Below are 25,109 nucleotides of genomic sequence, written 5' to 3'. Positions count from 1 at the left end.
CATAACAACCCTCCTACTGTCTAGTTTTAATACCATCTAAAATAACATAACTCTAAAACAAATTCTTTCTGTTACATCAATAGGAATATGTTTTAATACCATCTAAAATAACATAACTCTAAAACCAACTTTCTTAGGCGCCACTACTAAAACCTGTTTTAATACCATCTAAAATAACATAACTCTAAAACAGAAGAATGTAACAATAAAACAAATAATAAGTTTTAATACCATCTAAAATAACATAACTCTAAAACAGAGTCCTTATCGTGTCTATCTTTAAATACGTTTTAATACCATCTAAAATAACATAACTCTAAAACATGACGTTGAAATAGATTATGATCCATCAGGTTTTAATACCATCTAAAATAACATAACTCTAAAACTATACAAAGCAGTTATGGCTCCTAATAAATGTTTTAATACCATCTAAAATAACATAACTCTAAAACATCATTATAAGATATATATTTAGAATCAAAGTTTTAATACCATCTAAAATAACATAACTCTAAAACAAATATCCATACCTGCACCTTCAAATAATAGTTTTAATACCATCTAAAATAACATAACTCTAAAACTAGTGCCATCTTTACTGTTATCTAATTTAAGTTTTAATACCATCTAAAATAACATAACTCTAAAACTCATTGTCATTCCCTCCTATGAAAAATAAAGTTTTAATACCATCTAAAATAACATAACTCTAAAACCCACGAAGGATAATTTGCTGCAAATATGAAGTTTTAATACCATCTAAAATAACATAACTCTAAAACACATTTAAAGCACTATTACAAGTTATTATTGTTTTAATACCATCTAAAATAACATAACTCTAAAACTGGCTAATTTCTGTGATTGGATAACAAAAGGTTTTAATACCATCTAAAATAACATAACTCTAAAACTATACTGCTGCTCATCATAGTTTACACACTGTTTTAATACCATCTAAAATAACATAACTCTAAAACTAAATTTTTAATATTTGTGTCGTTTGCAAAGTTTTAATACCATCTAAAATAACATAACTCTAAAACCATCTGTCTGCATATTTCCACCAAGGAATAGTTTTAATACCATCTAAAATAACATAACTCTAAAACATAGAAAAAGCAATTAGTGAGAGATAATATGTTTTAATACCATCTAAAATAACATAACTCTAAAACATTTCAAATTCTCTTATGTACATATTTAATGTTTTAATACCATCTAAAATAACATAACTCTAAAACCATCTGTTGCTATAAGATTTAACTTGTTTAGTTTTAATACCATCTAAAATAACATAACTCTAAAACGATTGTAAATAGGTTGATTATCTAATACCTGTTTTAATACCATCTAAAATAACATAACTCTAAAACAGAGCAAGGATGGATATTAGACGGTGCAGAGTTTTAATACCATCTAAAATAACATAACTCTAAAACCATCCGTTGCAATAAGATTAAGTTTGTTTAGTTTTAATACCATCTAAAATAACATAACTCTAAAACGCCCAGTTCGGGCTGGTACAAGTCCGACAAGTTTTAATACCATCTAAAATAACATAACTCTAAAACGAGAATTCGGTTCATCTGAAGGTATCTTAGGTTTTAATACCATCTAAAATAACATAACTCTAAAACAGAGAAGGTAGAGTAAAAGATGTGGTACGAGTTTTAATACCATCTAAAATAACATAACTCTAAAACCTCAAATTCAACTTTTAGTAAAATTCTAAACTACTTTCCTAATAAAGCCAAACTAAGTTCTTCAATAGGATACATAACAAATCCCTGTTAAAATAGACAATATCATTATTTTTTAAATACAAATTCATCAAATTCATTATCTATGTACAACTTATTCTCATACTCTAGTAAATGATTTTCCTCACCATACTCAATTACCAATAATTTTATATCTCTCTGCAATGCTGATTTATATATTTCTATTATTTCTTCATCATTAAAAAATAACTTTAGATTAACTAATACTATTATCTTGTAAAGTTTAAAATTTGATATTAAATCAAATAAACAAATTATATTATCAAATGGATTGTCATAATGATACTCATTAAATTTTAATCCAGTAGCTTTAAGGATTTCTGAAACTTTCAGCTCTCTTTTGTATTCTAGTTCAAAATCATATGTTGATAAAACTTCTCCTATATTTTCAAATATATTTTGCAGATTAATAAGTAAATTATCTTCTCCATATTCATAATTATACTGTATTTCTATATCATTGTATAAGGATTTCAAAATTTTATTTGAGTTTATGTCAATATTATAAAAATCATTTACAACTAGTATATTTTTTGATATTTCTAGTCTATTATCATTATTAAGCAGTACTACATCATTGCCCTCTTCAATATTTTTAGCATACTTGTTTATAATATATACTGATTTTTTAAACAATTCTTTGTCTAAAATTTGAACTATATTTATATACCTTTCATCAAATTCAATTAAATTTTCAAAATATATAAATCTTAAAGTAATCAAAATATCACCAGCCTTTTGGTGTTATCTAGTACTTTATCATTACGATCACCTATAACATATTCAATACCTGCAAATTGTTTTTCTGTAATAACCATCATCTGTATTAAACCTTTTGGAGCTTTATGCTTTCTAACCCTATCTTGTATAAGTTTCGCCGTAGTAGAGTTTAGTGCAATTTTACTATAAACAGATTCTTGCATCATTACAAATCCTTCATTAAGTAAAAACTTTCTAAATTTAGTGTAACTTTTACGCTCATCATAAGTTGTGCTTGGCAAATCAAAAAATACAATAACTCTCATATATCTATAACTCATAGCACCTCCACCTTTAAAACTTGATCTATGTCATTAGCTTCTAATGCTTTTGTAATACTGCCTAGATATAGTGATATGGCATTTGGTAAATAATAATTTCCATTATTTATACTTACCTTTGTATTTAATACATCAATTAATTTTAACTTGAAGTCTTTATCAAAATAATTATCTTTGTTGAAATAAACAATATCATCAATTATTGGTCTAAAGGGTTCCATCAGGTCCGACGACAAGTTAAAATAATTAAACTCATTTTTATGATGAATACCAAGCTGTGTTAAATATCCGTTGGCTACTATTTCCTTATTAAAACTAGATAATAATATCGCATATCCATAATCTAGTGCTGAATTAATTTCACTACTACTATCTCTAGTAAAATCCATTCCAAATAAACTGTTAAAGTATACTTTAGCCGCATGTCCTTCTCTATTACTTTTGTCACCTATTTCCACTTCTTCTGTATAGTCTAATAACTTATTCCAATTTTCCTTGTCGTTCTTTTTTAATATATAACTTTGGTTATATATTTTCTGTCTTACTACTTCTGTCCATATTTCATCTTTTATAGTGTTTTTCCACTTAATTTGTGACATTATTCTTTTACTAGTATTGTGAGAACCGTAATATTGTATTACTTCTCCTTTTGGATTATGTCTTTCATCACAAAATACTACTTTAATTTTTCTATCCATTAACTCACACAATAAAGTGGCAGTAATAGATACAAGAGTTGTATCTATTACTAAAGTATTTATTTCAGACAAATGAATCATATTTAGATTCTCATTTTTTATTAATAAGTAGTTATTTTTATAGCTTAATTTACATTTATTCGATATTACAACAGTTCTCCAACTCATAACTTAATATCTTTCCTCTCTTACATAAAGTCCTGTTATAGATGGATATATAAAAGTTGTTTCTTCAATATTCATTGTCTTTCCATTAAGTTTTCCAAATTCTTTTGATTCCTTAATTAATGACATATTAGCTTTTTCTGCATTGGCCTTTGTAAGCTTCAATAATTCTTGAATTATTTCTACTTTTTCTTCAATATTAAGTTCTATAAATTTATCTCTTTTAATTTTTATTTTTTTTATTAAGTTTTTATAAATTAAATAGTGTAAATCTATTTTTTCTATTATTTTATCAAATACTTCTATCAATTGTTCTTGTGTAATACTTTTGATATATTTTTTATTAGACATTTTATATATAATTTCTTCTGAATCACTCTCCAAAAGTAATTGTTTTGCATTATGCCATTCACTTTCTGGTTTAAAAGAAATTATTCCTTCTTTATTTTTACATAATTTGTATCTTGTTGAAGCCAAATAGAAAATACCCTTGTCATTTTTAAATAATTGATATTTTAAAACCTTAAATTTAAGTATTTTAACATCTTCTAATTTCTCTACTTCTTCAAAATACTCCTTTAATTTTTCTTTTGAATCTCCTATTTGGTTACTGAACCTAACTGGAACTTTTCTTAGTTCCTTAACTATTTTACCTTTATTTTTATATTGTATTATAGATGAGTATGCTGTTTGCTCATTTTTATAATATCCATATTTTTTAACATCCATATTTTTCTTTATTGGTATCTTATTATCTACACTTTCATCATAGCTCGCCTTTTTATAGATAGTACCATTAAACAGTTCGCCTTTATTTTCACAAACACGTTTTGTAATATTACAATCCTTATAGTTTAACTGTTTTTTTATCTTATCTATTGTTTTATTTTCTTCCCAAACAAGTTTTCCATCCTTTTCATAAGTTTTATTCATGGAGCCTATTATAAATCCATACTTATTTACTCTGTTATCTTCATATTTACTATATTTTTTGTACTCATTATAAACAAACTCTTTTTCTAAACCAGGAAATTTATTAAGTATATAATTACCTATGACACTTGTAACTAGTGCATCTTTTGCATGATGATAGTCGTTTATCTCCCTGTTTTTGTATATATCAAATTGTTTTCTAAAGTCATCTACTAGACTTGCTTTTACTGGAACAACTTTTGTTCCTTCCTTTTCATAACAGTTTATTAGTATATTTGTTACATGCTTTGATATTTGTCTAGTTTCTACTAATTGTCTGTTTAAGAATCCTTGTTCTTCATATCTATTTAATTGGCCTTTCATCAAGTTGTTATATTTCTTAGAGCTCATTAGACCTTTTTCTTTTAATAATCCCCACCATAATTTTGTATCATCAGATACAAAATTAACTGGCATAGTTTGATTAGACCTCATTTGATTTTCTTCCTTTGTAACTAAAACTAAGTTGTCTATACTATCATCCTTTATTAATGATTGATATATAATATGATCAATTTCGTAAGATCTTAGTTGGTCAAATTTCAATGGTTTTCTACTATACATAGACTTACCAAGTTGCATAAAATACAATAATTTTACCTTAGTATCAATAACAGTTTTTTTATCTTTTAGTTCTTTTCTTGCATCCTCATTTATATACTCATCATATTCTTCACCTAAATCTGCATATAATTTTTCTAATTTACTTTTTCTCGAACTAGTTCTCTTAGATTCTTCATCTTCTCTAGCAAATTCTATAAATATATTTTTAGGGTATGTTCCCATTATTTTGACTATCTCTTCAATTATCTTTATACTTTGCCATACTCCTCTTTTTATTTTTGGAGATCCTTGTAAATCCTTTATCAAATTATCATAAGTTATTTTAGTATTATCTTCTAACTTATTTTCTTCTTTTATTATCTTGTCAAATCCAAATTCTTTATTATTTATAATTTGCATAAAGTTTAAATCTTTTTCTTTTAGAATATCTATTATAGTCATTTTTCTTTGGTATGAATTTACTATATATATACCATTTAGAAGTGTTCTCGAAAGTCTTGCCCATCCCTTATATTTTAATTTTAAGATTTTTTTCATCATTTCTTTATCTTGTGCTATTTGAGGATATTCTTTTTCTATTTTTCTTTCAACTATTTTCTTGTCTTCAAATACAGTAAGCCATTCTATGATATTTTCTATAATTTGTCTGTTAGATGGATTTATTTCTTCGAATACTTCTATAAAATCTCTATATGGTTTTAATGAAGATGCAGCTTTTTTATCTCCTTGTAACCCTGTTACATTACACTCTCCACTACTCATTTGGTGATTATTTTTGTACCAAGTAGCTATATCTTTTTCTGATACTGTATTCTTTTGTAAAAATACCTTTTCTCTCAAATCTTCTTTTAGTTTATTATCTAAGTTTTTATTATTAATTTTTATTTTGTTTATTTCGTTATAATACATATAATCTGCAAACAATAAAGAGTTTCTAGGTAACACATCTTTGTTTGTTAAGTATGTACATTTATTAGTCATTCTTTTTATAAATTCCTCTGCTGAAGCGTCTATATCTACTATCTTGTCCATATTCCAGGGATAGATTTTTTCATTTTCCATACCTTTTATCTTTTCTACCCAAGCAAAGTTACTATGTGTATTTAATGGACCTACATAATAAGGCACTCTAAAGTTTAGAAGTCTCAAGATTTTATCTTTGTTTTCTTCTATACATGGATAATGCTTACCTTGATTTTCTAGTATTTTTATAAGCTCCATTTCATTTAACTGATATGGTATGGCTGCATTATCCTTTGTCGTTTGAGTAATTAAGAAGTTATCATTTTCTATTTCTTTTAGAATAGATTTCTTTTCATCTATTAAGTAGCCATCTTCTAATTTGTTCTCAATAAATCCTTTAACCGTATCATAAAACTTACCTTGTACTGTTTTTATATCATTATTTTTTAACTTTTTATCTTTATTTTTTATGTAGGTTGGATAATTAACTTCTTCTTCTTTAGATTTAAATATTTCTTTATAAAGTTTTCTGTCATAATGAGATATCAAATCTTTAAGCATTTTAAGTTCTTTTTTGTATTTTTTGTATCCTTCTACCTTTGCAAATGAAATATATTCTTGTTCATTTAGTATATTGCCCATCACTGACCAACTATATATTTTTTCCATTATTTCTAATAAAGTACAGTCATCTCCTAGTACTGATCTTCCTTTATCTAGTTTTGTATCTATATCTTCATCGGAAAACTTAAAGTTAATCTCTTCTTCAAAAACTATCTCTGTAAATATTTTACTTAAATCTACTTTTAATCCTACTAATCCATTAAATATATTTTTCAATTGATTTTTGTATATTTTTTCTCCATTAACTAATTTATCAACTTTCTTTTGTCTACTATTATCTTTATTTGATATAATTTCTTTTATTTCCACTGGATTTAATTTAATATCTGCTATTTCTAATCTATATACTTCATCTATTAACTCTTGTATAGTTTCCTCTATGTTTCCTGTTATATTATCAAAGGTTTGTCCTTCATAAAGAAAGTTTCCTCTATACTTAATTATATGATGAAGTGCAAGATACACTAATCTTACATCCTTTTTCTCAGGACTTTCAATAAGTTCTTTTCTTAGATGATATATGGTAGGATACTTATCATAATATTCTTTATCTGAAAATTCTTTGCCAACGAATAAATTTGATTTGCTTACTTTATCCTTTCTATCTTCTAAATATAAAAATGATTCTTTAAGCCTTATGAAAAATGCCTTATCAACTTTTTCTATTTCTTTTCCCAATAATTGTTGAAGTAAAGCTATTCTTTCTCTTCTTCTATTAAGCCTTCTTCTCGTACTTCTATTTATTCTTCTATTTTCTGCTGTTTCCCCTTCATCAAAAAGCCTTACTCCCCACATATTTTTCTTTTTAAATTTCAATATATTGTAATTGTCATCTGTTACTGCCCAGCCCACAGAATGTGTACCTATATCTAATCCTATATTATAATTCCCCATAATTTTATTGCACTCCCTTTTTAAAAGTAATATAATATTATTAGATGTTAATACCATCTAAAATAACATAACGAGTTAAAATAAGTCTTTAGACTAATTGTCTTTTAATTAAGATTATCCTTTAGAGGATTAAAAAGTTGCTTTCGGAAGCAACTTTTTTTATTTTATATTTAAATTATAGCAAAATAGTTTTATAAAATACAAAATATACCATATTATATTTTTTATATGAATTTAATTGTTATAAAACAAAAAGAAAGCATGCATTTCCCAACAAGAAAATACACGCTTTCAATTATCACTATTTATCTAACATCAAACATCTTAAGCAACATCATTCTTCTCTTCCACTCTATCAGCATTTGATTTATTATAAGACTTTTGAGATACAAATCTTATAACAAGTCCCATACCTATAAGAATCAACGGTCCTCCATACGTTTTTACAATCAAAATAATAGCCTCTGTCCCAGTAGATCCCATTACATAGTCTAGACCTGCTCCCAAAAATCCTACACAAGATAATACTAAAGCTATTCCTGCTAAAGTGTAGGCAAGTACATCTGATTTAAAGAATTTAAAATCCATACCTTTGTTATTTTTTCTAAATACCATATATGCACACATAAGAATTATATAAGGTATAACAACTGTTAAAGCTGATAAATCTGTTAACAACTTAAAGAATGCATCTATAGACTTTAGTCCAAATAGTGGTATAGCTATTAGTACTACTAATATGGCACATTGAGTCCATAGGGCGTTTACCAATGTTCCGTCTTCTCTTTTCTTAACTAAAAATTCTGGGAATGTTCCTTTTGGAACTTCTCCAAACATAGCTCTTATTGGAGATTCCATCCATATTATATAAGCTGCTATTGATGTTACTAAGAATATGGCTGCATATATTTGAGCTACTACTTTTCCATTTATTCCAAAGTTATTTGCTACTATACTGTAAACCACATATCCTGCATCTTTTATACCAGCACTTTCCAAAACTTCTGCTGATGCTATTAATTGTACAGCCACAGAACCAAGTATATATGATAATGCTATAAGTATAGTTGCTATAACCATAGCTTTTGGGAATGTCTTTTTAGGATTTTCTGTTTCTTTTATATAAGTTCCTGCAACTTCTGAACCTGATACTGCAAATAGTAACCAAGAAAATGTTGCGAAATAACTTACATTAAATTTTGGAACAACTGTTTCCGCACTAAATTCAGTTGCAGAAGGTGTTCCAGTAAAATATCCAACTATAGCCATTACTATAAATATTACTGTTGCTGCTAGCGTAAATTTCCCACCAAAATCAGCCAACTTAGAGAATTTACTTACACCTCTTGTTGCTATATAAGTCATAGCTATACATATAAATATTGATAATATGGGTAATAAATAAGCATTAGAATCAGTAAATACATTTCTTCCAAGTAAAGCCCATGATGCTGCCACAGGTATTCTTGAAAATACCATTTGTAAATAGAAAAGTATACCTATAAAATAAGACCAAGTACTTATGAATGCCCATTTTTCGCCTAGTGCTTGTCCTACCCAAGTATAAATTCCACCGTCTTTATCTTTGTTAAAAGATGCCATTTCTGCTATTACTCCACAAAGTGGTAAAAAGAATAGTACAGATACTATCACCCATGAAGGTATAGCCGTTGCCCCTAAATATACTGCATTACTTGCAATGTTAGTAAAACCAAATGTTGGAACAAATATAAGCATTACTAATGCCCATAATTTAATTTTTTTATTTTCTCCCATAATGTCTCTCCTCTACGATGAATATTTTCAACAAAAAAAAGCCCTGAGCTTACACTCAAGGCTATAAAATGCCAAGTGAATATACTATGTCTATATTATAGTATATGCACTTGGTATTATAAATATCCTTTAAATGATAGCTCACCACAAAATAATTTGTGATAGTGATACAGATATTCTCTGTACCCCTAGTTATACAACCTTTTAGCCTCAGTTATACAACTTCGGCGATACTTCCTTTCCTAATAAATCATCCTGCTTTTATTCATTACTAGTACTATTAATTACCGCTCCACTATCTTTTTTATATCTTAATTTGAATTTATGTTCTGATTATACACTGTGAAATTAATTTTGTAAATATGTTTTTATTTAATTATATAATTATTTTTTTACTTATAATATCTTTCATTAAACTTCTCACATCTGTTAATAGTAACTAGGGCAAGACTTTGATACATAAAAAGTTTATCCTTGCTCAAGCCCTTCTCCTTTGCCATTTTTTCATCAAGCCATTGAATCTGTTCTCTCTTCAACTTGTTAAATGAATCTTTATCCAAATCTGTTTTTAGTGATTTATATAAATTATTTAACATTTTATCGCTTAATTCATAAACTGTCTTTGCACTTTCTAAATCATTAGTATCATAAGATCTTAAAATATCTATTAATTTGGCTTGGTATCTATAAGTACCATTTTCTTTAGTAGTTAAATTTTCTGCTTCTTTTGCTTTTTTATTATAATCATTTATAATTTTTGTAGCTGCAGCACTGCTCTTTACTGTTTCCTTTTTCTCTTTAGTTACTTCTTTTTCTTCCTTTTCCTTTTTATCTTCTTTATCTTCTTTTTCTTCTTCTTTTTCCTTTTTATCTTCTTTTGTAGGATTATTCTTTAAGTCTTCACACTCTTTCTTTAAATCCTTAGCAACACTTTTTATTATGTTACTTTCACTCTTTATTCTTTCTATTGATAGGCATAACTGTATTGCCACATCATAATGTTTCTTCTCCTTAGAATCAATTGCTTCTACTAAATTGTTTGTTTGCTTGTAAAGTGCATCAGCTTCTTCTTTATTTTTATTTTCCTCTTTTGCTAAACTAAAAAGGTTCCTTGCGTTATCATACTCTTCATTTGCAACTGCTTTTTTTCCCTCTTTTAAATATTTATCATAAGATGAAATATCATGTTTTTTACTACCTCCCACAAGAAATATACTTACGGTAACCAATAGAATTATTATTTTTTTCATTTACTCAATCCCTTCTTGCTTTACAAATATTTCTATATTTATAATTTATATGATTTTTATCACCCAACAATTAACATTACATTATTTTTATTTGCAAACAAAAAAGCCTAAGAGAAAATTAATTACTCAGACTTTTTTATTATTGATTTATTATTTAAACACCAACAAGTATTTTTGTAGATATTTTATCTATATTTTTATTTACAACATTATGTAAGTACATATCTCCCCCAAGCTTATCATTAAACTCCATAATTTCCTTACATCTTTCATTCACATCATTTAAGCCACATGATTCTCCACTATTTATTATTATATGAATAACACTTCCTGGAAACTTAGCTCTCATTTCTTTTACAAATGCTATTCTGTCTTCACAGTGTAGGTTCCTATCTTCGTAGAAGTAAATAATTTTCTTTCCATGAGCTTTGAAAACACTAATAAGGTCATTATCATCAAAACCTATCAAGCTTTTTTCTTCCTCTTCCAAAACCCCTAAAAAATATTGAAGAGTCTTTTCAGCAGTTTCAAAATCTCCTTCACCCATGCAGCATAATCTGTAATCATTTTCTAAGTAAGAAAATTTTTCCCCTATTCTTATCTCTTTTAACATATTTTTATCTCCCTATTATATCTCATGTATATTTCTATACGTCCATTTATTTACTTACTTTATACATAGATTTTTATATTACTCTATAGACTTCATCATCAGACATTCTGTTATGCCATCTCTGTACAAACCAGGTATGTCACCTATTTGGCAGTATCCTAATTTTTCATACAATCTCTTTGCATCCCAGTTAAAATCCCCTACTACTAAAAATAGCTTTTTATAATTTTCACTGCAAAAACTCTCTGCAAAATTTAAGAGAATTTTGCCTATACCAAGACCGCGACTTTCTCTTTTCACACAAATCATATGTATATAAGGAAAAGAGTGAAATGCTCCATTTTCAATAATCCATATAAATCCTTTACACCTATTATTATTGTCTATTGCAATGTATATTTCCCCTTTAGTAATTCCCTCTTCCAATGATTTTTTGGCGCTTCCCTCATTTTGAAAATATTTTTCCCCAAGCTCAGAATTTACTAATGCATCTTCGCAATCATTTATATAATTCATATTCCCTTTTATAACTCTTATATCCATAATGCAATCTCCTCTTATCTTTTCTTTTGCATATTTATGTCCGACCTTATTATATCACTTCTAAAAAATACTGTAAAATTTCGCCAAAAATACAAAAGCTATGTTTCTCATATATAAAACATAGCTTAATAAAAACTTATGACTTATTCATTTTCAGTATAATCAAACTAAAAGAAACTATTGCTAATCCCCATTTGCAATAGTTCCTTTCCTTTTATTGGCGTTCATGTAATTCCCCTTGATTTAATGTTACCCAACTCAATTTTTAAACTTTTGACTAAAGATAAATCTGATTTTTAATCCCCATACATCATTTATGATTTATCATTAGTTCATATTATCCCCATAATTAGTTACCATAGAATTCTATATAAAATATAATAATGAAATTTTCTTATTTTTTCCATATTATTGCACTCAGAAGCAATATTTTGCACCGAAACACAAATTTATGCTAAAATTTATATGAAGTATTCTAATTATTATGGGGGGTAATATGAGAATAGCTATTATAGATGATTTAATGAAAGATAGAACTGATGTTAAAAATATTATAAATGAGTTCTTCTTAGAAAGATTTACAAAACTTAACAAAATGGATTTGAAAATTGATGAGTTTGAAAATGGGGAAGATTTCTTATCAGTATTTAAACCTAATTATTATGACATTATAATTTTAGACATATATATGAAAAATATTACAGGCATGGAAACTGCTCGAAAAATTTTCAATGCTGATAAATCTTGTAATATAATTTTTTTGACCTCAAGTAGTGATCATGTACTTGATAGTTTTGAAGTTAAAGCAGTGTTTTACATTATCAAACCAATCACACTTAACAAAGACAAACTATTTACTGCTCTTGATTATTGTCTTGAAAATTTAAAATTAGACACATCATCCTTAGAAATAATCATTAATAAAAAACCAATAAATTTACTTTTCTCCAACATTATGTATGTAGATTGTGAGCGTAGAATCAGTAAATTTCATATGACAAATACTACTCTTGTTTCCAATAAAAGTTTAAGTAATTACTGCGAAAACCTACTTAGTGATAAAAGATTTATTGAATGTTTTAGGGGAATAGTTGTGAATATGGATCATATAGATAGGATAGAAAATGATGATTTTATATTAACAAATGGAGAAATTCTTCCAATTACTAAACGTAAAAAATCTACTATTAAAGATATTTATTTTGAATATTTTTTAAAGAAAAGAGGCCTTTAGTATATGAGTACTTTTATCACGGCTCTATCAATTTCTTTAACACAAATTCCAGGTATTATCATAAGATATTTGCCTTTTCATAAGGAGCTAAACACAAAGAAAAGAAATTTACTTTTTGCCACATATTTAATATTTTTGATTATGGAAACTATTGTACTTTTTCTCTTAATTAATAAAAATGGTATGAGAATTTTTGCTTTTAAAAAAGCCGTTATTTTAGGAGGTATTATTTTTATACTTATAAATTGTATAATAATTAAATCAAAATTTTTTCAACATATGTTTATTTCAGGTATGCAATCAATTTATGTTTTATTTTTGCATACTATAGTAGCTTTTATACAATCATACTTTTTTTCAAGTGAATCAATTTACTGTCAGTTTTTCTTACAGTCCATGTTGTTTTTGCTTTTATTTGCAGTTACTATTTATCCTCTTGTTGAAGTTTTAAAAGATACCTTTATGATTTATATGAAAGAGGAAAACTCACATTATTGGAATGTATTATGGATTATACCATTTTGTCTTTTTTTCAGTGATGCAATACTAACTATGAATAATGAATGGATAAATAGAATTAATCAGTTAATATCTCGTATGCTAACATTTATTGCTTGTTTTGCCATATTTAAATGTACTACTCTTAATTTTATGGAAAAGAAAGGTAAAGTTGACATTCTTCACAATAATCAACTTCTAAAGCTTCAGGTTTCTAACTTAAACAATCGTTTACGTAATATTGAAAAAAATAAGGAAAGTTTGAGCATACTTAGACACGATATGAGACATCATTTATATTTAATAAAAAGTATGTTAGATAAAGGCAATTACAATGAAATTAATAATATTATTGATAATATAAGCAATAATCTATCAAAAACTAATATAATTTCATTTTGCAAAAATCCAATTATTGACGCTTCTTTGTCTGCTTATATTGAAAAAGCAAGTGAGAATGGTATTAAGGTAGTTACAAAAATAGATATTCCTTGTGAATTAAACATCGATACTACAGATTTAGCCGTTGTTATTTTAAACCTTATGGAGAATGCTCTTAATGCCAGTTTAAAACAAAAATCAAAGGAAGATAAAATTATTGAAATAAGCTCAAAATACTCAAATGGAACTTTAGCATTTAGACTAAAAAATAGATTTGATGGAAAAGTTGAATTTGGTAAAGATAATCTTCCTGTTACATCTTCTTTGGGTCATGGAATTGGCATGCGTTCTGTAAAAGCATTTACCCAAAAGTATAATTCCAGCTTATCTTGTAGTTTTGAAAATGGTTGGTTTTCTACTATTTTATTTATAAATAATTGTAAGCTATAAGTATAATTTTTAATCAATAGTTAGCATGTTCTTCACAAAAGTCGTCAAGAATCACATTTCTTAATAGATTATTTTTGGTTAAATGACAAAAACTTACTAAATACTCTATAAATATAGACTATAATTTAAATGTGTATTTTTATAGAGGGGGGATTTTAAGTGAAATTAAAAGAAAAAGTAAAATCATTATTACTAGCTTTGACATTATCAGTAGGAGTTTTAATACCAGTTCCTGCTACAGCAAAACAAACTATGAAAGTTGAGTTTATTGATGTAGGTGCAGGTGATGCAATATATATTGAAACACCTGATGGTACAGATATGTTAATTGATGCAGGTACTACAAGTAATGGTAAAAAAGTAGTCAACCATCTACTTAAACAAGAAAAAGGTATGGATTTAGAATATGTTATATCCACACACCCAGATGCTGATCATGTTGGAGGACTTCAAGAAGTATTTAAAAGAATGAAAGTAAAAAAATTCTATTATCCAACAGATGTAGCTTATTCTACTCAGACTGCTAAAAATGTAATAAGTTTAGCTAATAAGGAATCTGGATGTAAAAAGTATAGTGCTAAATCAGGAACTAAAATAAACTCAAATGGAGCCACAATACAATTTGTACAGAGTACAACTAATTATTCAACAGATAATCAAGATAGTGTTATGACATATATAGATTATGGCAATTTAGAAATGTTACTTGCAGGAGATGCAGAAAAAGGAGCAGAATCAGCAGGTAAGAAATATAACTGTGATATTGTTCAAGTGCCTCACCATGGTTCATCTGGTTCATCGTCTACATCATTTATAAAACAATATGATCCAGAGAAAATAATAATAAGTACTGATGGTCATAAGTATGGACATCCTAATAAAGCTGCACTTAATAGATATAAGTCATATGATAAAAATATAGGTGTTTACAGAACAGACAGAAATGGAAATATAAGTGTTTATGCTACAGGTAGTAAATGGTGGATAAGTACAAATAAAAATAGTTCCCAAAAGATAGGCAGTACTAAAGCTGGAGATTCCCAAACAGATAGTCCTTCAAAACCTACGGGTAGCTATGTTTATTGTAATGGTGGAAGTTCTAGTTCAAATAAATATCATAAAACTTCTACTGCTCACGGAATGAAGGGCGCTATTAAAATGACCAAAAGACAAGCAGAGAGTAAAGGATATGTTCCTTGTAAGATTTGTTATTAGCAATTTCTAAATTAGCATGTTCTTCACAAAAGTGGTCAAGAACTGCACCCCATGGGGTTTTTGAGGAGAAACTGAGTTTCTCCTCTTGCTATAAATTAACTAATTTCACTAAGTTTAATCACTTTCATAAAAACTCTCCATCCTTTTCCAATAAAAAATAAGTTAGAATTTGTTATTTAGATTATATTTTCATATTATAAATGGCTCATGTCTTGTAAAAGGTAAAAATTTTTCTACAATATCATTAATTTTAATTTTCAAATATCCTCTAGTAGTACCATCACTACAACCATAATACTCCTCGTTGACAACTTCTTTATCAAACACAACTTGAACATTATTATTTCTATCAAGAATTGTGCTAAAAACTGTGGCTGCACCTATTTTTGTTCCCAGCATTTTTTCCATCAAGTCTGATGGTGCAAAAGAAACACGAGATATTTTTAAAGCATTACTAAAATCCTTTGATTTAAATTGTTTATCTCCCTCTGTTATAAATAGATAAAAATTTGTTTGTTGGCGATTGCATAAAAATAAGGTTTTTACCATTTTCATATTTAATTTTTCATTTATTTTTATACAATCTTCCATTGAAATTGCCTCATCTGTCTCTACACGCTCATAAAAAATGCTTAGTCTTTCCAATATTTCATAGGTTTCCTTTTGTAGCTCTGTAGAATACTCACTTGGAGACGACGTCTTAATATCACTTACATAAAACATAATCATTTAGTCCTTTCCCTTGAAAATTTCATATCCATAGTTTATCATAAAGTTATAAATTACAAATACGAATATTTATCATGAAATGTATGACAAAAACAGATATAAGGAGTTGAACTTCTATGGATATGAATATCCAAAAATTTATGGCCTTTGTTATAACTGTTGAGAAGGGTAGTTTTTCAAAGGCTGCCCAGATACTTAATTATTCTCAATCTGGAATCAGTCGTATGATTAACGATTTGGAAAAACAGTGGGGTGTATCACTTCTTTTGCGTGATCGTTCAGGGGTTAGACTTACTTCTGATGGATATAAATTATTCCCTTTAGCTAAAAATATATGTGAAGATTACGAAAAACTGCAAAATAAAGTGGAAGAATTAAATAATCTAGAATCAGGACTTATTAGAATAGGTACCTTTTCCAGTGTGGCAACTCACTGGCTTCCAAATATTATTAAAGCCTTCAAAAAAGACTATCCAAATATAGATTATGAATTGCTTCTTGGTGACTATAATGAAATTGAAAATTGGATAATTGAGGGACGTGTTGACTGCGGATTTATTTCTTTGCCAACTCATAATGAGTTTGATACTATTTTTTTAGAAGAAGATAAGTTTCTAGCTGTTTTGCCAGAAAATCATCCACTAGCTTCCTTGGATTTCTTCCCCATAGAATCAATATGTGATTATCCATTTATGCTGTTGGAAAAAGGCGTTAATACAGAGGTTTCAGATTTATTACACAAACACAATATTTCTCCCAATGTTTATTTTACAACATGGGATGACTATTCGATCATGTCCATGGTGGAAAGTAACCTTGGTATAAGTATTCTTCCAAAGCTTATTTTACAGCGTATCCCATATAAAATTGTAACTAAGGAGCTGGATGTTCCTGCTTTTAGAAAAATAGGAGTTGCTTTAAAAGATATGAAGAATTCTTCTCTTGCTGTTAAAAAGTTTTTAGAGTATTTAGATTGTAGAAAAATTTAAAGTTATTCAAATTAGATATACAATAGATTTTTTCAAAAACAAAAACTAAAAGATATTATATTGTTATTATATTAATAATCAAATATAGATCTTTTAGTTTTTATTTTGATTTATTAAAAAAATTTAGGGAACCTTTATATCAGGCTTTGAATTCTTCATATGGCCTTAATTACAATTAAATTATTTGGCTTATAATTTTTAGTTAACAACCTCACCTATTTTGTGTTTATCAGTTCTAAACACAAAATATCCTATAATTGCAGCAAGTATTGTCCATGGAACCCATGCAAGTTTTTCAGATGATAGAGGAAGTATCTCGTATAAACTATTTATAATACCTAAATCTATATTTAATTTAATTCCATAAGAGTAAATTGTATCAATCATTCCAAAAACTAATGCTGTTGTCATTGCAAAGCAACATGCTTTTAAATTTCTTTCACTTTGGTTATTTGGCATAAGTGCATAATATATTACTAGTACGATTGCAGCTGGATAAATTCCATCAAGTATTGGTCCTAAAAATTCAAGAATAGATGAAAGACCCATGCATCCAAATATTGTGCTTAACACTAATATTGAAATAGATATTTTCTTATATTCAATTTTCCCATCTGTTATGTCTACGAAAAATTCTGCACATCCTGAAGTCATTCCTATGGCAGTAGTAAGTGCTGCAAAGAATAATGCTGTTGAAAATAATAATCCACCAATTTTGCCTAATAGTTGCATAGAAACTGCTGTATAAAGAGCTGTGTAATCTAAATCAATTGTCCCACCTGTTGAAGCTCCTATTAACATATGACATAGATGAGTAATAGTTAAAAGTGAAATTCCTACTATACCTACTCTAATAATATTTTTACTCATACGATCATCGCTAACACCCTTTTCTTTTAGGCTGTTTAATATAACTACACCAAATATTAGGGCGCAAAGTATCTCTGCTGTTGCATATCCATTTGTAAAACCATAGAAAAATGCTGAACCTTCATATGTTTTTGCTACAGGTTGTGATATGGGATCCATAAGTCCTTTTCCTACAACAATTATTACTATAATAAGAAGTAGTGGAAAAAGAATCTGAGAAATACGGTCCATTGTTTTGCCTGGACTAACTAAAAATAAATAAGTTACTATATAAAATATAACTGTAAATATAATCAAAGGTAGCTTAGATCCTGGATTTAATCCAAAGGCTTGAACGATTGAATCCCATGCCGCTGCGCTCATACGAGGTATAGCGTATAGTGGTCCAAGAATAACTATTGTTATCACTGTGTAAAATGTACCTAGTTTTTTACCTAGAATACGAGTGGCTAGTTTACTATAGCTGCCATTTCCTCTTGATAAAGCAATGTAGGCAAGTAATGTAAGTAGCAATGATGTTATAAATGCACCTAAAAATGCAAGAAATACAGATGAACCACTTTCTTTGCCCCAGTTCATAGGCCATACCATACTAGATGCCCCAAAATGCATTGAGAATAATGCTCCTCCCATCATAAGCAAAGCTGGTAATTTCAAGTCGCCATTCTTGTTCAAATTATTATTCATTTTCATCCTCCCATTATTTTAATTATTTTATACTATTAATATCCATATTCTTTTGGTAGACTTTTAGTAAAAATTTACTTCTATCATATAACAAACTATATGTCTATCTTTCTAAAAAGATTAGCCATATTAAACGGTTTATCCTCGAATAATATGGCTAGTGTTTTTGCTTGTCTATATATTTATCTTTATCTATTTCTGGATAAATAACAAATGTACGATCTATATCTTCAGCAGGTATTATGTTGCTATTTGCTATTCCCACTAAATCTTCTAATTTGTCTATCCCCTTTCATCTAAATGATGACTTTGTTGTTATATCTTAAGTTGACCTTCTCTAACTTATTTTTTCTTCTCCTAAAACTTCTAAATATTTTTTTCAACTTTATTTTTAATTTCCCAACTATTATTTAAATAGAAAGTGAGCTCACAAATAAAATTGGCAAGGCTCATATGGCCAATGATATATCCTTGCCAGAAAATTTAAGGAGGTAATAATATGGCAGTAGTTTCAACTCCCAATGCTTCATCAGTAAAGGTTAAATTTGATCATGGTACAGATTTAAATGGAGACAGAATAGTAAAAACTAAGACTTTTTCAAGTATAAAATCAGGTGCTTCAAACGATGATATTATGGCTGTAGTAAATGCTCTAGCAGCTATGCAACAACACACTTTAACTGGCACAAACAGAGTGGACAACTCTTCTTTATCAGAGTAGTAAAATTATCTTTACTTAATTAATTTTTAGGAGGTTAAAATATGGATGAAAAAAAAATTGTAATGATGTTCAAAAACGCTTTAGGTAATAGCTTTTCTCTTACTGTTGAAGATCCAAGGGCAGACCTGGAGGAACAGGAAATAATAGATGCTATGAACTTAATAAAAGATAAAAATATCTTCCAACCAAAGGGGTATGACATAGTCACTTGTGTATCTGCTAAGGTAGTTGATTCTACAACTACTGAGTACGATTTGGAAGTATAGTTTTGAGGTGATATATATGGATAATATTCAATCTATCATAGCAAATCTTGGTTTTCCCATTGCTATTTCTATCTATTTATTGGTGAGAATCGAAGGAAAGTTGCAAGCTTTGACTGATAGTATAAATGAGCTATCCAACAATATTATCAAAATAAATAAGTAAAAAGAAAGTGTGTATTTTCCTTTGGAAGATACGCACTTTTTATATTTTCTATTTAATTACATCTTTCCATGGAAAGTTCTATTGATTACATCCATTTGTTGTTCTCTGCTTAACTTGATAAAGTTTACTGCATATCCAGATACTCTTATAGTAAGTTGAGGATATTCTTCTGGATGGTCCATAGCATGAATTAATGTTTCTCTAACAAGTACGTTTACATTTAAGTGATGAGCTTCTTGTGAGAAGTATCCATCCATTAAGTTACTTAAATTTCTTACTCTTTCTTCTCCTGATTTACCCAAAGCATCTGGAATAATTGAGAAAGTATTTGATATTCCATCTATGGAATGATTATATGGTAACTTGGCAACAGATGCTAAGGATGCCAATGAACCACTTTTATCTCTTCCATGCATTGGATTGGCTCCTGGTGCAAAAGGTTCTCCTGCTTTTCTACCATCTGGTGTTGTACCTGTTTTCTTACCATAAACCACATTTGAAGTTATAGTAAGAACAGATTGAGTATGAATAGCATCTCTATAAGTTTTATTTTTTCTTATTTTGTTCATCATACTTTCAACTAAATATACAGCTATGCTATCTACTCTGTCGTCGTTATTTCCATAGGTAGGGAATTCTCCTTCTATTTGGTAATCAACAGCTATACCTTTTTCATTTCTTATAGGTTTAACTTTAGCATACTTAATAGCTGATAAACTATCTGCACAAACTGATAATCCTGCTATACCACAAGCCATAGTTCTAACTATATCTCTATCATGTAGTGCCATTTGTAAACGTTCATAACAATATTTGTCATGCATAAAATGAATTACATTTAATGTGTTTACATAAAGTTTTGCTAACCAATCAGTATAATGTTCAAATTTTTCCATTACTTCATCATAATCTAAATATTCGCTGTCTATTTTACCTAAATCAGGAGACACTTGTATTCCTAACTTTTCGTCTACTCCACCATTAATAGTATAAAGTAATGTTTTAGCTAAGTTTACTCTAGCGCCAAAGAACTGCATTTGCTTACCAAGATTCATGGCTGACACACAACATGCTATGGCGTAATCATCTCCATAGTAATCTCTCATCAAGTCATCATTTTCATATTGCACTGAGCTTGTATCTATGGAAACTTTTGAACAAAAATCTTTAAATCCTTGTGGTAATTTAGTAGACCATAAAACTGTTAAGTTTGGCTCTGGTGATGGTCCTAGTGTATAAAGTGTATTTAACATTCTAAAAGAAGTTTTAGTTACCAAAGTTCTTCCATCACTACCCATACCACCAATACTTTCTGTTACCCAAGTTGGGTCCCCGGAGAATAACTCATTGTAGTCTGGAGTTCTTAGGAATTTAACTAGTCTTAATTTCATAACAAAGTGATCTATCATTTCTTGTGCTTGTTCTTCTGTAATTAAACCTGCTTTTATATCTCTTTCAATATAAATATCCAAAAATGTGGAAGTTTTACCTAAAGACATGGCAGCACCATTTTGGTCTTTTATAGCTCCCAAAAATCCAAAATATAACCATTGAATAGCTTCTTTTGCATTAGTTGCAGGCTTTGAAATATCAAATCCATAAGACTGTGCCATTTCTTTTAATTGTTCTAAGGCTCTTGTTTGTTCTGATAATTCCTCTCTTAATCTAATTACATCTTCTGTCATTTCTTCACTGTCTAGCTCATCTTTTTCAAGTATTTTAACTTCTACTAATCTATCCACACCGTATAGAGCAATTCTTCTATAATCTCCTATTATTCTACCTCTACCATAAGCATCTGGAAGACCTGTTATAATTCCAGCCTTTCTTGCTAATCTCATCTCTTTTGTATATCCATCAAATACACCTTGGTTATGAGTTTTTCTATATTTAGTAAATATTTCTTTTATTTTTTCATCTAGCTTAAAATTATAAGCTTCACAAGCAGCTTCCACCATTCTTATACCACCAAAAGGCATTACTGCTCTTTTAAATGGTTCATCCGTTTGGAAACCTACTATTGTTTCTAAATCTTTATTTAAATATCCTGCTTTATAAGCATTTATACCAGATACAGTATGAGTATCCACGTCTAATACTCCACCATTTTCTCTTTCTTTTTTATTTAATTCTAGTACTTGCTCCCATAATTTTTTAGTATTTTCAGTAGCACTTGCTAGGAATTTACCGTCCCCTTCATATGGGCAGTAGTTGCCTTGTATAAAATCCCTAACATCTATTTTGTCCTGCCAAATTCCATTTTTAAAATCTTTCCAAGCATTTACTTCCATTTTTAATTTATCCTTTCATCTTTATGTTATAAATAAATTTTTATCCTAATAATAAATATCCCCAAATTTGCATATTATTATTTAATGATAAAATAGGTTAAATTTTGAAAATAAAAATAAAATTAGCCTTCTATAAATTACAATATATGTATTTATAGAAGGCTCTTTAATTGTCTATTAAACTAAAGCAGTGGAAACATAGATCCATGGGATAGTTTAAAAACTTATATTACTCACACAATTCAACGCTAGCCTTATTTGATTTTACCAAATATTTACCAGGTGCTACATCTGCAAATAAATACATACCTTCATTGTTTGATTCTTTAATTTGAATCAATGTATGTTTATTACCATCTATACTATAAAGACCTACAACTGCATAAGGAACTGCTATGCCTTTACTAGTTATTTGTCCACTAATTGTACCTTTTCTAGAATCAATAACCTCATATAAAAATAAATCTAGATTTAAAATTTGTTTAGTATCTATTGAAACAAGTATTTTTTCATAGAATACATAATCTTTCTTACTTGCTAAAACCCAATACTTACCTGCCTTTAATCCATAAGCTAAATATTCTCCATCACTATTAGAATGAGTAATAGCAATAGTTTTTTTAGGATTATCGTAATCTGATATTATAACAGTAGCATCACAGATTGTTGTACCTATCTCTTCTCTGACAATACCATATAAAGTTGCTGAATTAAGAATATCGTTTTTATAAAGATTTATACATAATGATACTCTATTGTTTGGCCAAATATTAACTTGATAGGCATTAGAAACTCTGTAATCATCTGCTGTTGCAATTATATTATACTTGCCTGGTGGAAGAATATTTTTAAAACAGAAATTCCCAAAATCATTTGTTATTGTATGCTCTATTGGAACATAGTCTACGCTAAATACTTTTACTATTGCACCACGTATTGGGAACCCAGTGTCACTACATACAGTCCCTGTAAGCATTGTGTTTGGGATAACAGGAACCCTAGTTAAAGATAGATATATAGTGACTTCTTCTCTAGGATTTACAAAGAATTCATCTGATTGCTGTAGTAAAAATATATCTTTTATAACCACAAAATCACCCGCCTTTATTCAGTCGTTTGACTCAATGCTTTTACAAGATAATTTCCTTCAACAACATTACCAAACAAATATCTTCCTGCAGCATTTGTTTTAGTCAATTGCACTATTGTCTCTGTACCTCCATTAACTAAATATAATGCGACAGTAGCGTTAGGTATACCAACTAGTGTAGTTTCATCACTAATAAATCCACTTATTGTACCTGTATTTGCTAGAGGTTCAATTGTCATGCTAATATTCAAATTAGCTAATTCATCATCTGATAAACTAATAATTTGACTTACAGACTCATCGTATCCTTGTTTGTTTGCTTTAACAGTATAATCACCGTCTACAAGATTCGGTGCAAGATACTGTCCTGTACTATTAGTTCTAGTTGTTGTAACAATAGTTTCTTCTCCACCTACAACGTTATATATATTTACAATTGCACCTTCAATAGGATTTAATGTAGATGCTTCTCTTACTTTACCATATAACGTATTTAGTGCTGCATCTGGATCAGGTAGAATATTTATAGTTATATTTGTTGGCCTATTTGCAACAATAGCTACAGATGTAGATGTAGGTGTTAAATAACCATCTTTGGCTGCAGTAACCAGGTAGGACCCTTTAACAAGGTTAGGTATATTGAATTTTCCTTGTTCATTTGTAGTATCATGGGCTATAGGTATATTATTAGAATCAAATACCTTAACAGTGGCGCCAGGAACAGGCACATCTCCTGTAGTAATCACAGTACCAGTTAATATACCTTCTTGTGAAGTAGGGCTTAGACTTAATTGTAAGTCCTTAGTTAATTCTTCTGTACCAATTATAGGGGATACTGTACTCTGTTTTAAATTATATTTATCAATATTTTCCATAATATCAACTCCATTTATATTATACTAGCTTATAATAAGCCACTATAATATATGAAATTTCTACATAAAAAGTGCTAAATCTACTATAACTAAAAATCATGATATTGAAGATATTATAAGAGAAAAGATTAATAAAAGTGTTCAGGTTATAGTTCATATTGAGCCTTTTTATTAATAATAAAAAGAATCTTCCATCTTCAGGATTGTAGTATCTAGCATTCAAATAATATAGTCCTGTTTTGTTATCGTAAATTCCACCTGTGTAGCAGATTTCGTTGTAGAAGTTTTCATCACCATTTATTTCAGTTTCACCAAAATCAGTGTATTCATAAGCTACTTCGCTTTTACCTTCTACGTTTACTTGATTTAATGTTAATATACCAGCTTTTGTAAACATGGCATTATCCATGCGGTCTGCTGCATCGTAAGTGTAGCATTTTACTTCATTTGTTATACTATCTGATTCTCTTAGCTGATTTCCATTTAAATCATAAGTATAGCTTTTATTTGATATTGTGGTGTGGGACTCTCCATTATCTGATGATTCTTCACTTCCATCTGCTGAATCTTCCGATCCAACTTCAATCTCTATAATCTTTTATATGATTTTATATAATTTAAATAATGACATAATTCACAAGCTAATTAACTATTAAACCCGAAGTATTTGTCAAATTAAGAAATAACTTGACTTTCCAATTAAATAAAAGAGAATATGCAAAACTAAATATAGTTACACATATTCTCCATATTTTTTTACT

21 protein-coding genes, 1 CRISPR repeat array and 1 riboswitch (1 of these 23 cut by a window edge) are annotated in these 25,109 nt (G+C 28.3%); of the genes, 7 read left to right on the top strand and 14 right to left on the bottom strand.

The window, feature by feature from the left end; translation table 11 throughout:
- Nucleotides 1-1,709: a CRISPR direct-repeat array (repeat unit 36 nt; unit sequence GTTTTAATACCATCTAAAATAACATAACTCTAAAAC); it reaches 373 nt to the left of the window's first position.
- A gap of 105 nt (nucleotides 1,710-1,814) precedes the next feature.
- The 8 genes from csn2 to TVTCOM_RS07185 form a co-directional block, all read right to left on the bottom strand.
- A complete protein-coding gene (csn2, locus tag TVTCOM_RS07220; protein ID WP_434799174.1) occupies nucleotides 1,815-2,510 on the bottom strand; it encodes a type II-A CRISPR-associated protein Csn2 in 696 nt (231 codons plus the stop codon).
- Entirely contained in the window at nucleotides 2,507-2,827 is a 321-nt protein-coding gene (gene cas2, locus TVTCOM_RS07215) for a CRISPR-associated endonuclease Cas2 (protein ID WP_434799173.1), read from the bottom strand. The genes csn2 and cas2 overlap by 4 nt, the downstream gene beginning before the upstream one ends.
- Nucleotides 2,824-3,693 carry a type II CRISPR-associated endonuclease Cas1 gene (cas1, locus tag TVTCOM_RS07210; RefSeq protein ID WP_434799172.1) on the bottom strand — a complete coding sequence of 290 codons (870 nt, stop codon included), beginning with the start codon at nucleotides 3,691-3,693 and terminating at the stop codon, nucleotides 2,824-2,826. Before cas1 ends, cas2 begins: the two co-directional genes overlap by 4 nt.
- A gap of 3 nt (nucleotides 3,694-3,696) precedes the next feature.
- Nucleotides 3,697-7,707, bottom strand: coding sequence for a type II CRISPR RNA-guided endonuclease Cas9 (gene cas9 / locus TVTCOM_RS07205; protein WP_434799171.1), 4,011 nt, complete (start codon nucleotides 7,705-7,707; stop codon nucleotides 3,697-3,699).
- Between the two features lie 324 nt (nucleotides 7,708-8,031).
- Nucleotides 8,032-9,483, bottom strand: a complete 1,452-nt coding sequence (locus tag TVTCOM_RS07200; protein ID WP_434799170.1) for an amino acid permease — start codon at nucleotides 9,481-9,483, stop codon at nucleotides 8,032-8,034.
- Between the two features lie 129 nt (nucleotides 9,484-9,612).
- Nucleotides 9,613-9,789: riboswitch (Lysine riboswitch) on the bottom strand.
- Nucleotides 9,790-9,875: 86 nt separating this feature from the next.
- Nucleotides 9,876-10,733, bottom strand: a complete 858-nt coding sequence (locus TVTCOM_RS07195; protein WP_434799169.1) for a lysozyme inhibitor LprI family protein — start codon at nucleotides 10,731-10,733, stop codon at nucleotides 9,876-9,878.
- Between the two features lie 154 nt (nucleotides 10,734-10,887).
- Entirely contained in the window at nucleotides 10,888-11,346 is a 459-nt protein-coding gene (locus TVTCOM_RS07190) for a hypothetical protein (protein WP_434799168.1), read from the bottom strand.
- Between the two features lie 78 nt (nucleotides 11,347-11,424).
- Nucleotides 11,425-11,889 (bottom strand): GNAT family N-acetyltransferase, encoded by a 465-nt coding sequence (locus TVTCOM_RS07185; protein WP_434799167.1) that lies wholly within the window; start codon nucleotides 11,887-11,889, stop codon nucleotides 11,425-11,427.
- A 496-nt stretch (nucleotides 11,890-12,385) separates the two neighbouring features.
- Between TVTCOM_RS07185 and TVTCOM_RS07180 the strand changes: the two genes are divergently transcribed.
- The 3 genes from TVTCOM_RS07180 to TVTCOM_RS07170 all read left to right on the top strand — a co-directional run bounded on the left by TVTCOM_RS07180 (nucleotide 12,386) and on the right by TVTCOM_RS07170 (nucleotide 15,667).
- Nucleotides 12,386-13,123 (top strand): LytR/AlgR family response regulator transcription factor, encoded by a 738-nt coding sequence (locus tag TVTCOM_RS07180; protein ID WP_434799166.1) that lies wholly within the window; start codon nucleotides 12,386-12,388, stop codon nucleotides 13,121-13,123.
- Nucleotides 13,124-13,126: 3 nt separating this feature from the next.
- Nucleotides 13,127-14,452 carry a sensor histidine kinase gene (locus TVTCOM_RS07175; protein WP_434799165.1) on the top strand — a complete coding sequence of 442 codons (1,326 nt, stop codon included), beginning with the start codon at nucleotides 13,127-13,129 and terminating at the stop codon, nucleotides 14,450-14,452.
- A gap of 159 nt (nucleotides 14,453-14,611) precedes the next feature.
- Entirely contained in the window at nucleotides 14,612-15,667 is a 1,056-nt protein-coding gene (locus tag TVTCOM_RS07170; RefSeq protein ID WP_434799164.1) for a ComEC/Rec2 family competence protein, read from the top strand.
- 189 nt (nucleotides 15,668-15,856) lie between these two features.
- Here the strand turns inward: TVTCOM_RS07170 and TVTCOM_RS07165 are convergent, their stop codons facing one another.
- Complete coding sequence (locus TVTCOM_RS07165; RefSeq protein WP_434799163.1) at nucleotides 15,857-16,396, bottom strand: prolyl-tRNA synthetase associated domain-containing protein; 540 nt, start codon at nucleotides 16,394-16,396, stop codon at nucleotides 15,857-15,859.
- Nucleotides 16,397-16,512: 116 nt separating this feature from the next.
- Between TVTCOM_RS07165 and TVTCOM_RS07160 the strand changes: the two genes are divergently transcribed.
- The gene (locus TVTCOM_RS07160) at nucleotides 16,513-17,385 is read left to right on the top strand and encodes a LysR family transcriptional regulator (RefSeq protein ID WP_434799162.1); all 873 of its coding nucleotides are present in this window, start codon (nucleotides 16,513-16,515) and stop codon (nucleotides 17,383-17,385) included.
- Nucleotides 17,386-17,583: 198 nt separating this feature from the next.
- On the opposite strand, the gene brnQ is transcribed toward TVTCOM_RS07160, so the two are convergent.
- Nucleotides 17,584-18,942, bottom strand: a complete 1,359-nt coding sequence (gene brnQ / locus TVTCOM_RS07155) for a branched-chain amino acid transport system II carrier protein (protein WP_434799161.1) — start codon at nucleotides 18,940-18,942, stop codon at nucleotides 17,584-17,586.
- Between the two features lie 499 nt (nucleotides 18,943-19,441).
- On the opposite strand from brnQ, the gene TVTCOM_RS07150 reads away from it, so the two are divergent.
- The 3 genes from TVTCOM_RS07150 to TVTCOM_RS07140 are packed head-to-tail and all read left to right on the top strand — an operon-like array spanning nucleotide 19,442 to nucleotide 20,092.
- Nucleotides 19,442-19,663, top strand: coding sequence for a DUF1659 domain-containing protein (locus TVTCOM_RS07150; RefSeq protein WP_434799160.1), 222 nt, complete (start codon nucleotides 19,442-19,444; stop codon nucleotides 19,661-19,663).
- A 41-nt stretch (nucleotides 19,664-19,704) separates the two neighbouring features.
- Complete coding sequence (locus TVTCOM_RS07145) at nucleotides 19,705-19,929, top strand: DUF2922 domain-containing protein (protein ID WP_434799159.1); 225 nt, start codon at nucleotides 19,705-19,707, stop codon at nucleotides 19,927-19,929.
- 16 nt (nucleotides 19,930-19,945) lie between these two features.
- Nucleotides 19,946-20,092, top strand: a complete 147-nt coding sequence (locus TVTCOM_RS07140) for a YvrJ family protein (protein WP_434799158.1) — start codon at nucleotides 19,946-19,948, stop codon at nucleotides 20,090-20,092.
- Between the two features lie 56 nt (nucleotides 20,093-20,148).
- Here the strand turns inward: TVTCOM_RS07140 and pflB are convergent, their stop codons facing one another.
- From pflB to TVTCOM_RS07120, 4 genes are all read right to left on the bottom strand, one after another.
- Nucleotides 20,149-22,383 carry a formate C-acetyltransferase gene (gene pflB / locus TVTCOM_RS07135; RefSeq protein ID WP_434799157.1) on the bottom strand — a complete coding sequence of 745 codons (2,235 nt, stop codon included), beginning with the start codon at nucleotides 22,381-22,383 and terminating at the stop codon, nucleotides 20,149-20,151.
- Nucleotides 22,384-22,612: 229 nt separating this feature from the next.
- Nucleotides 22,613-23,473, bottom strand: coding sequence for an MSCRAMM family protein (locus TVTCOM_RS07130; RefSeq protein WP_434799156.1), 861 nt, complete (start codon nucleotides 23,471-23,473; stop codon nucleotides 22,613-22,615).
- 14 nt (nucleotides 23,474-23,487) lie between these two features.
- On the bottom strand, nucleotides 23,488-24,348 hold the full coding sequence (locus tag TVTCOM_RS07125; RefSeq protein ID WP_434799155.1) for an MSCRAMM family protein: 861 nt from the start codon (nucleotides 24,346-24,348) through the stop codon (nucleotides 23,488-23,490).
- Between the two features lie 19 nt (nucleotides 24,349-24,367).
- Nucleotides 24,368-24,757 carry an RHS repeat-associated core domain-containing protein gene (locus tag TVTCOM_RS07120; protein ID WP_434799154.1) on the bottom strand — a complete coding sequence of 130 codons (390 nt, stop codon included), beginning with the start codon at nucleotides 24,755-24,757 and terminating at the stop codon, nucleotides 24,368-24,370.
- Nucleotides 24,758-25,109: the final 352 nt, after the last annotated feature.

The organism is Terrisporobacter vanillatitrophus (assembly GCF_051148895.1).
In the GTDB taxonomy this organism is placed as follows: Bacteria; Bacillota; Clostridia; order Peptostreptococcales; family Peptostreptococcaceae; genus Terrisporobacter; species Terrisporobacter vanillatitrophus.
The sequence above is the reverse complement of the archived record's forward strand: the minus strand, read 5'-3'. Positions and strand labels throughout refer to the sequence as shown.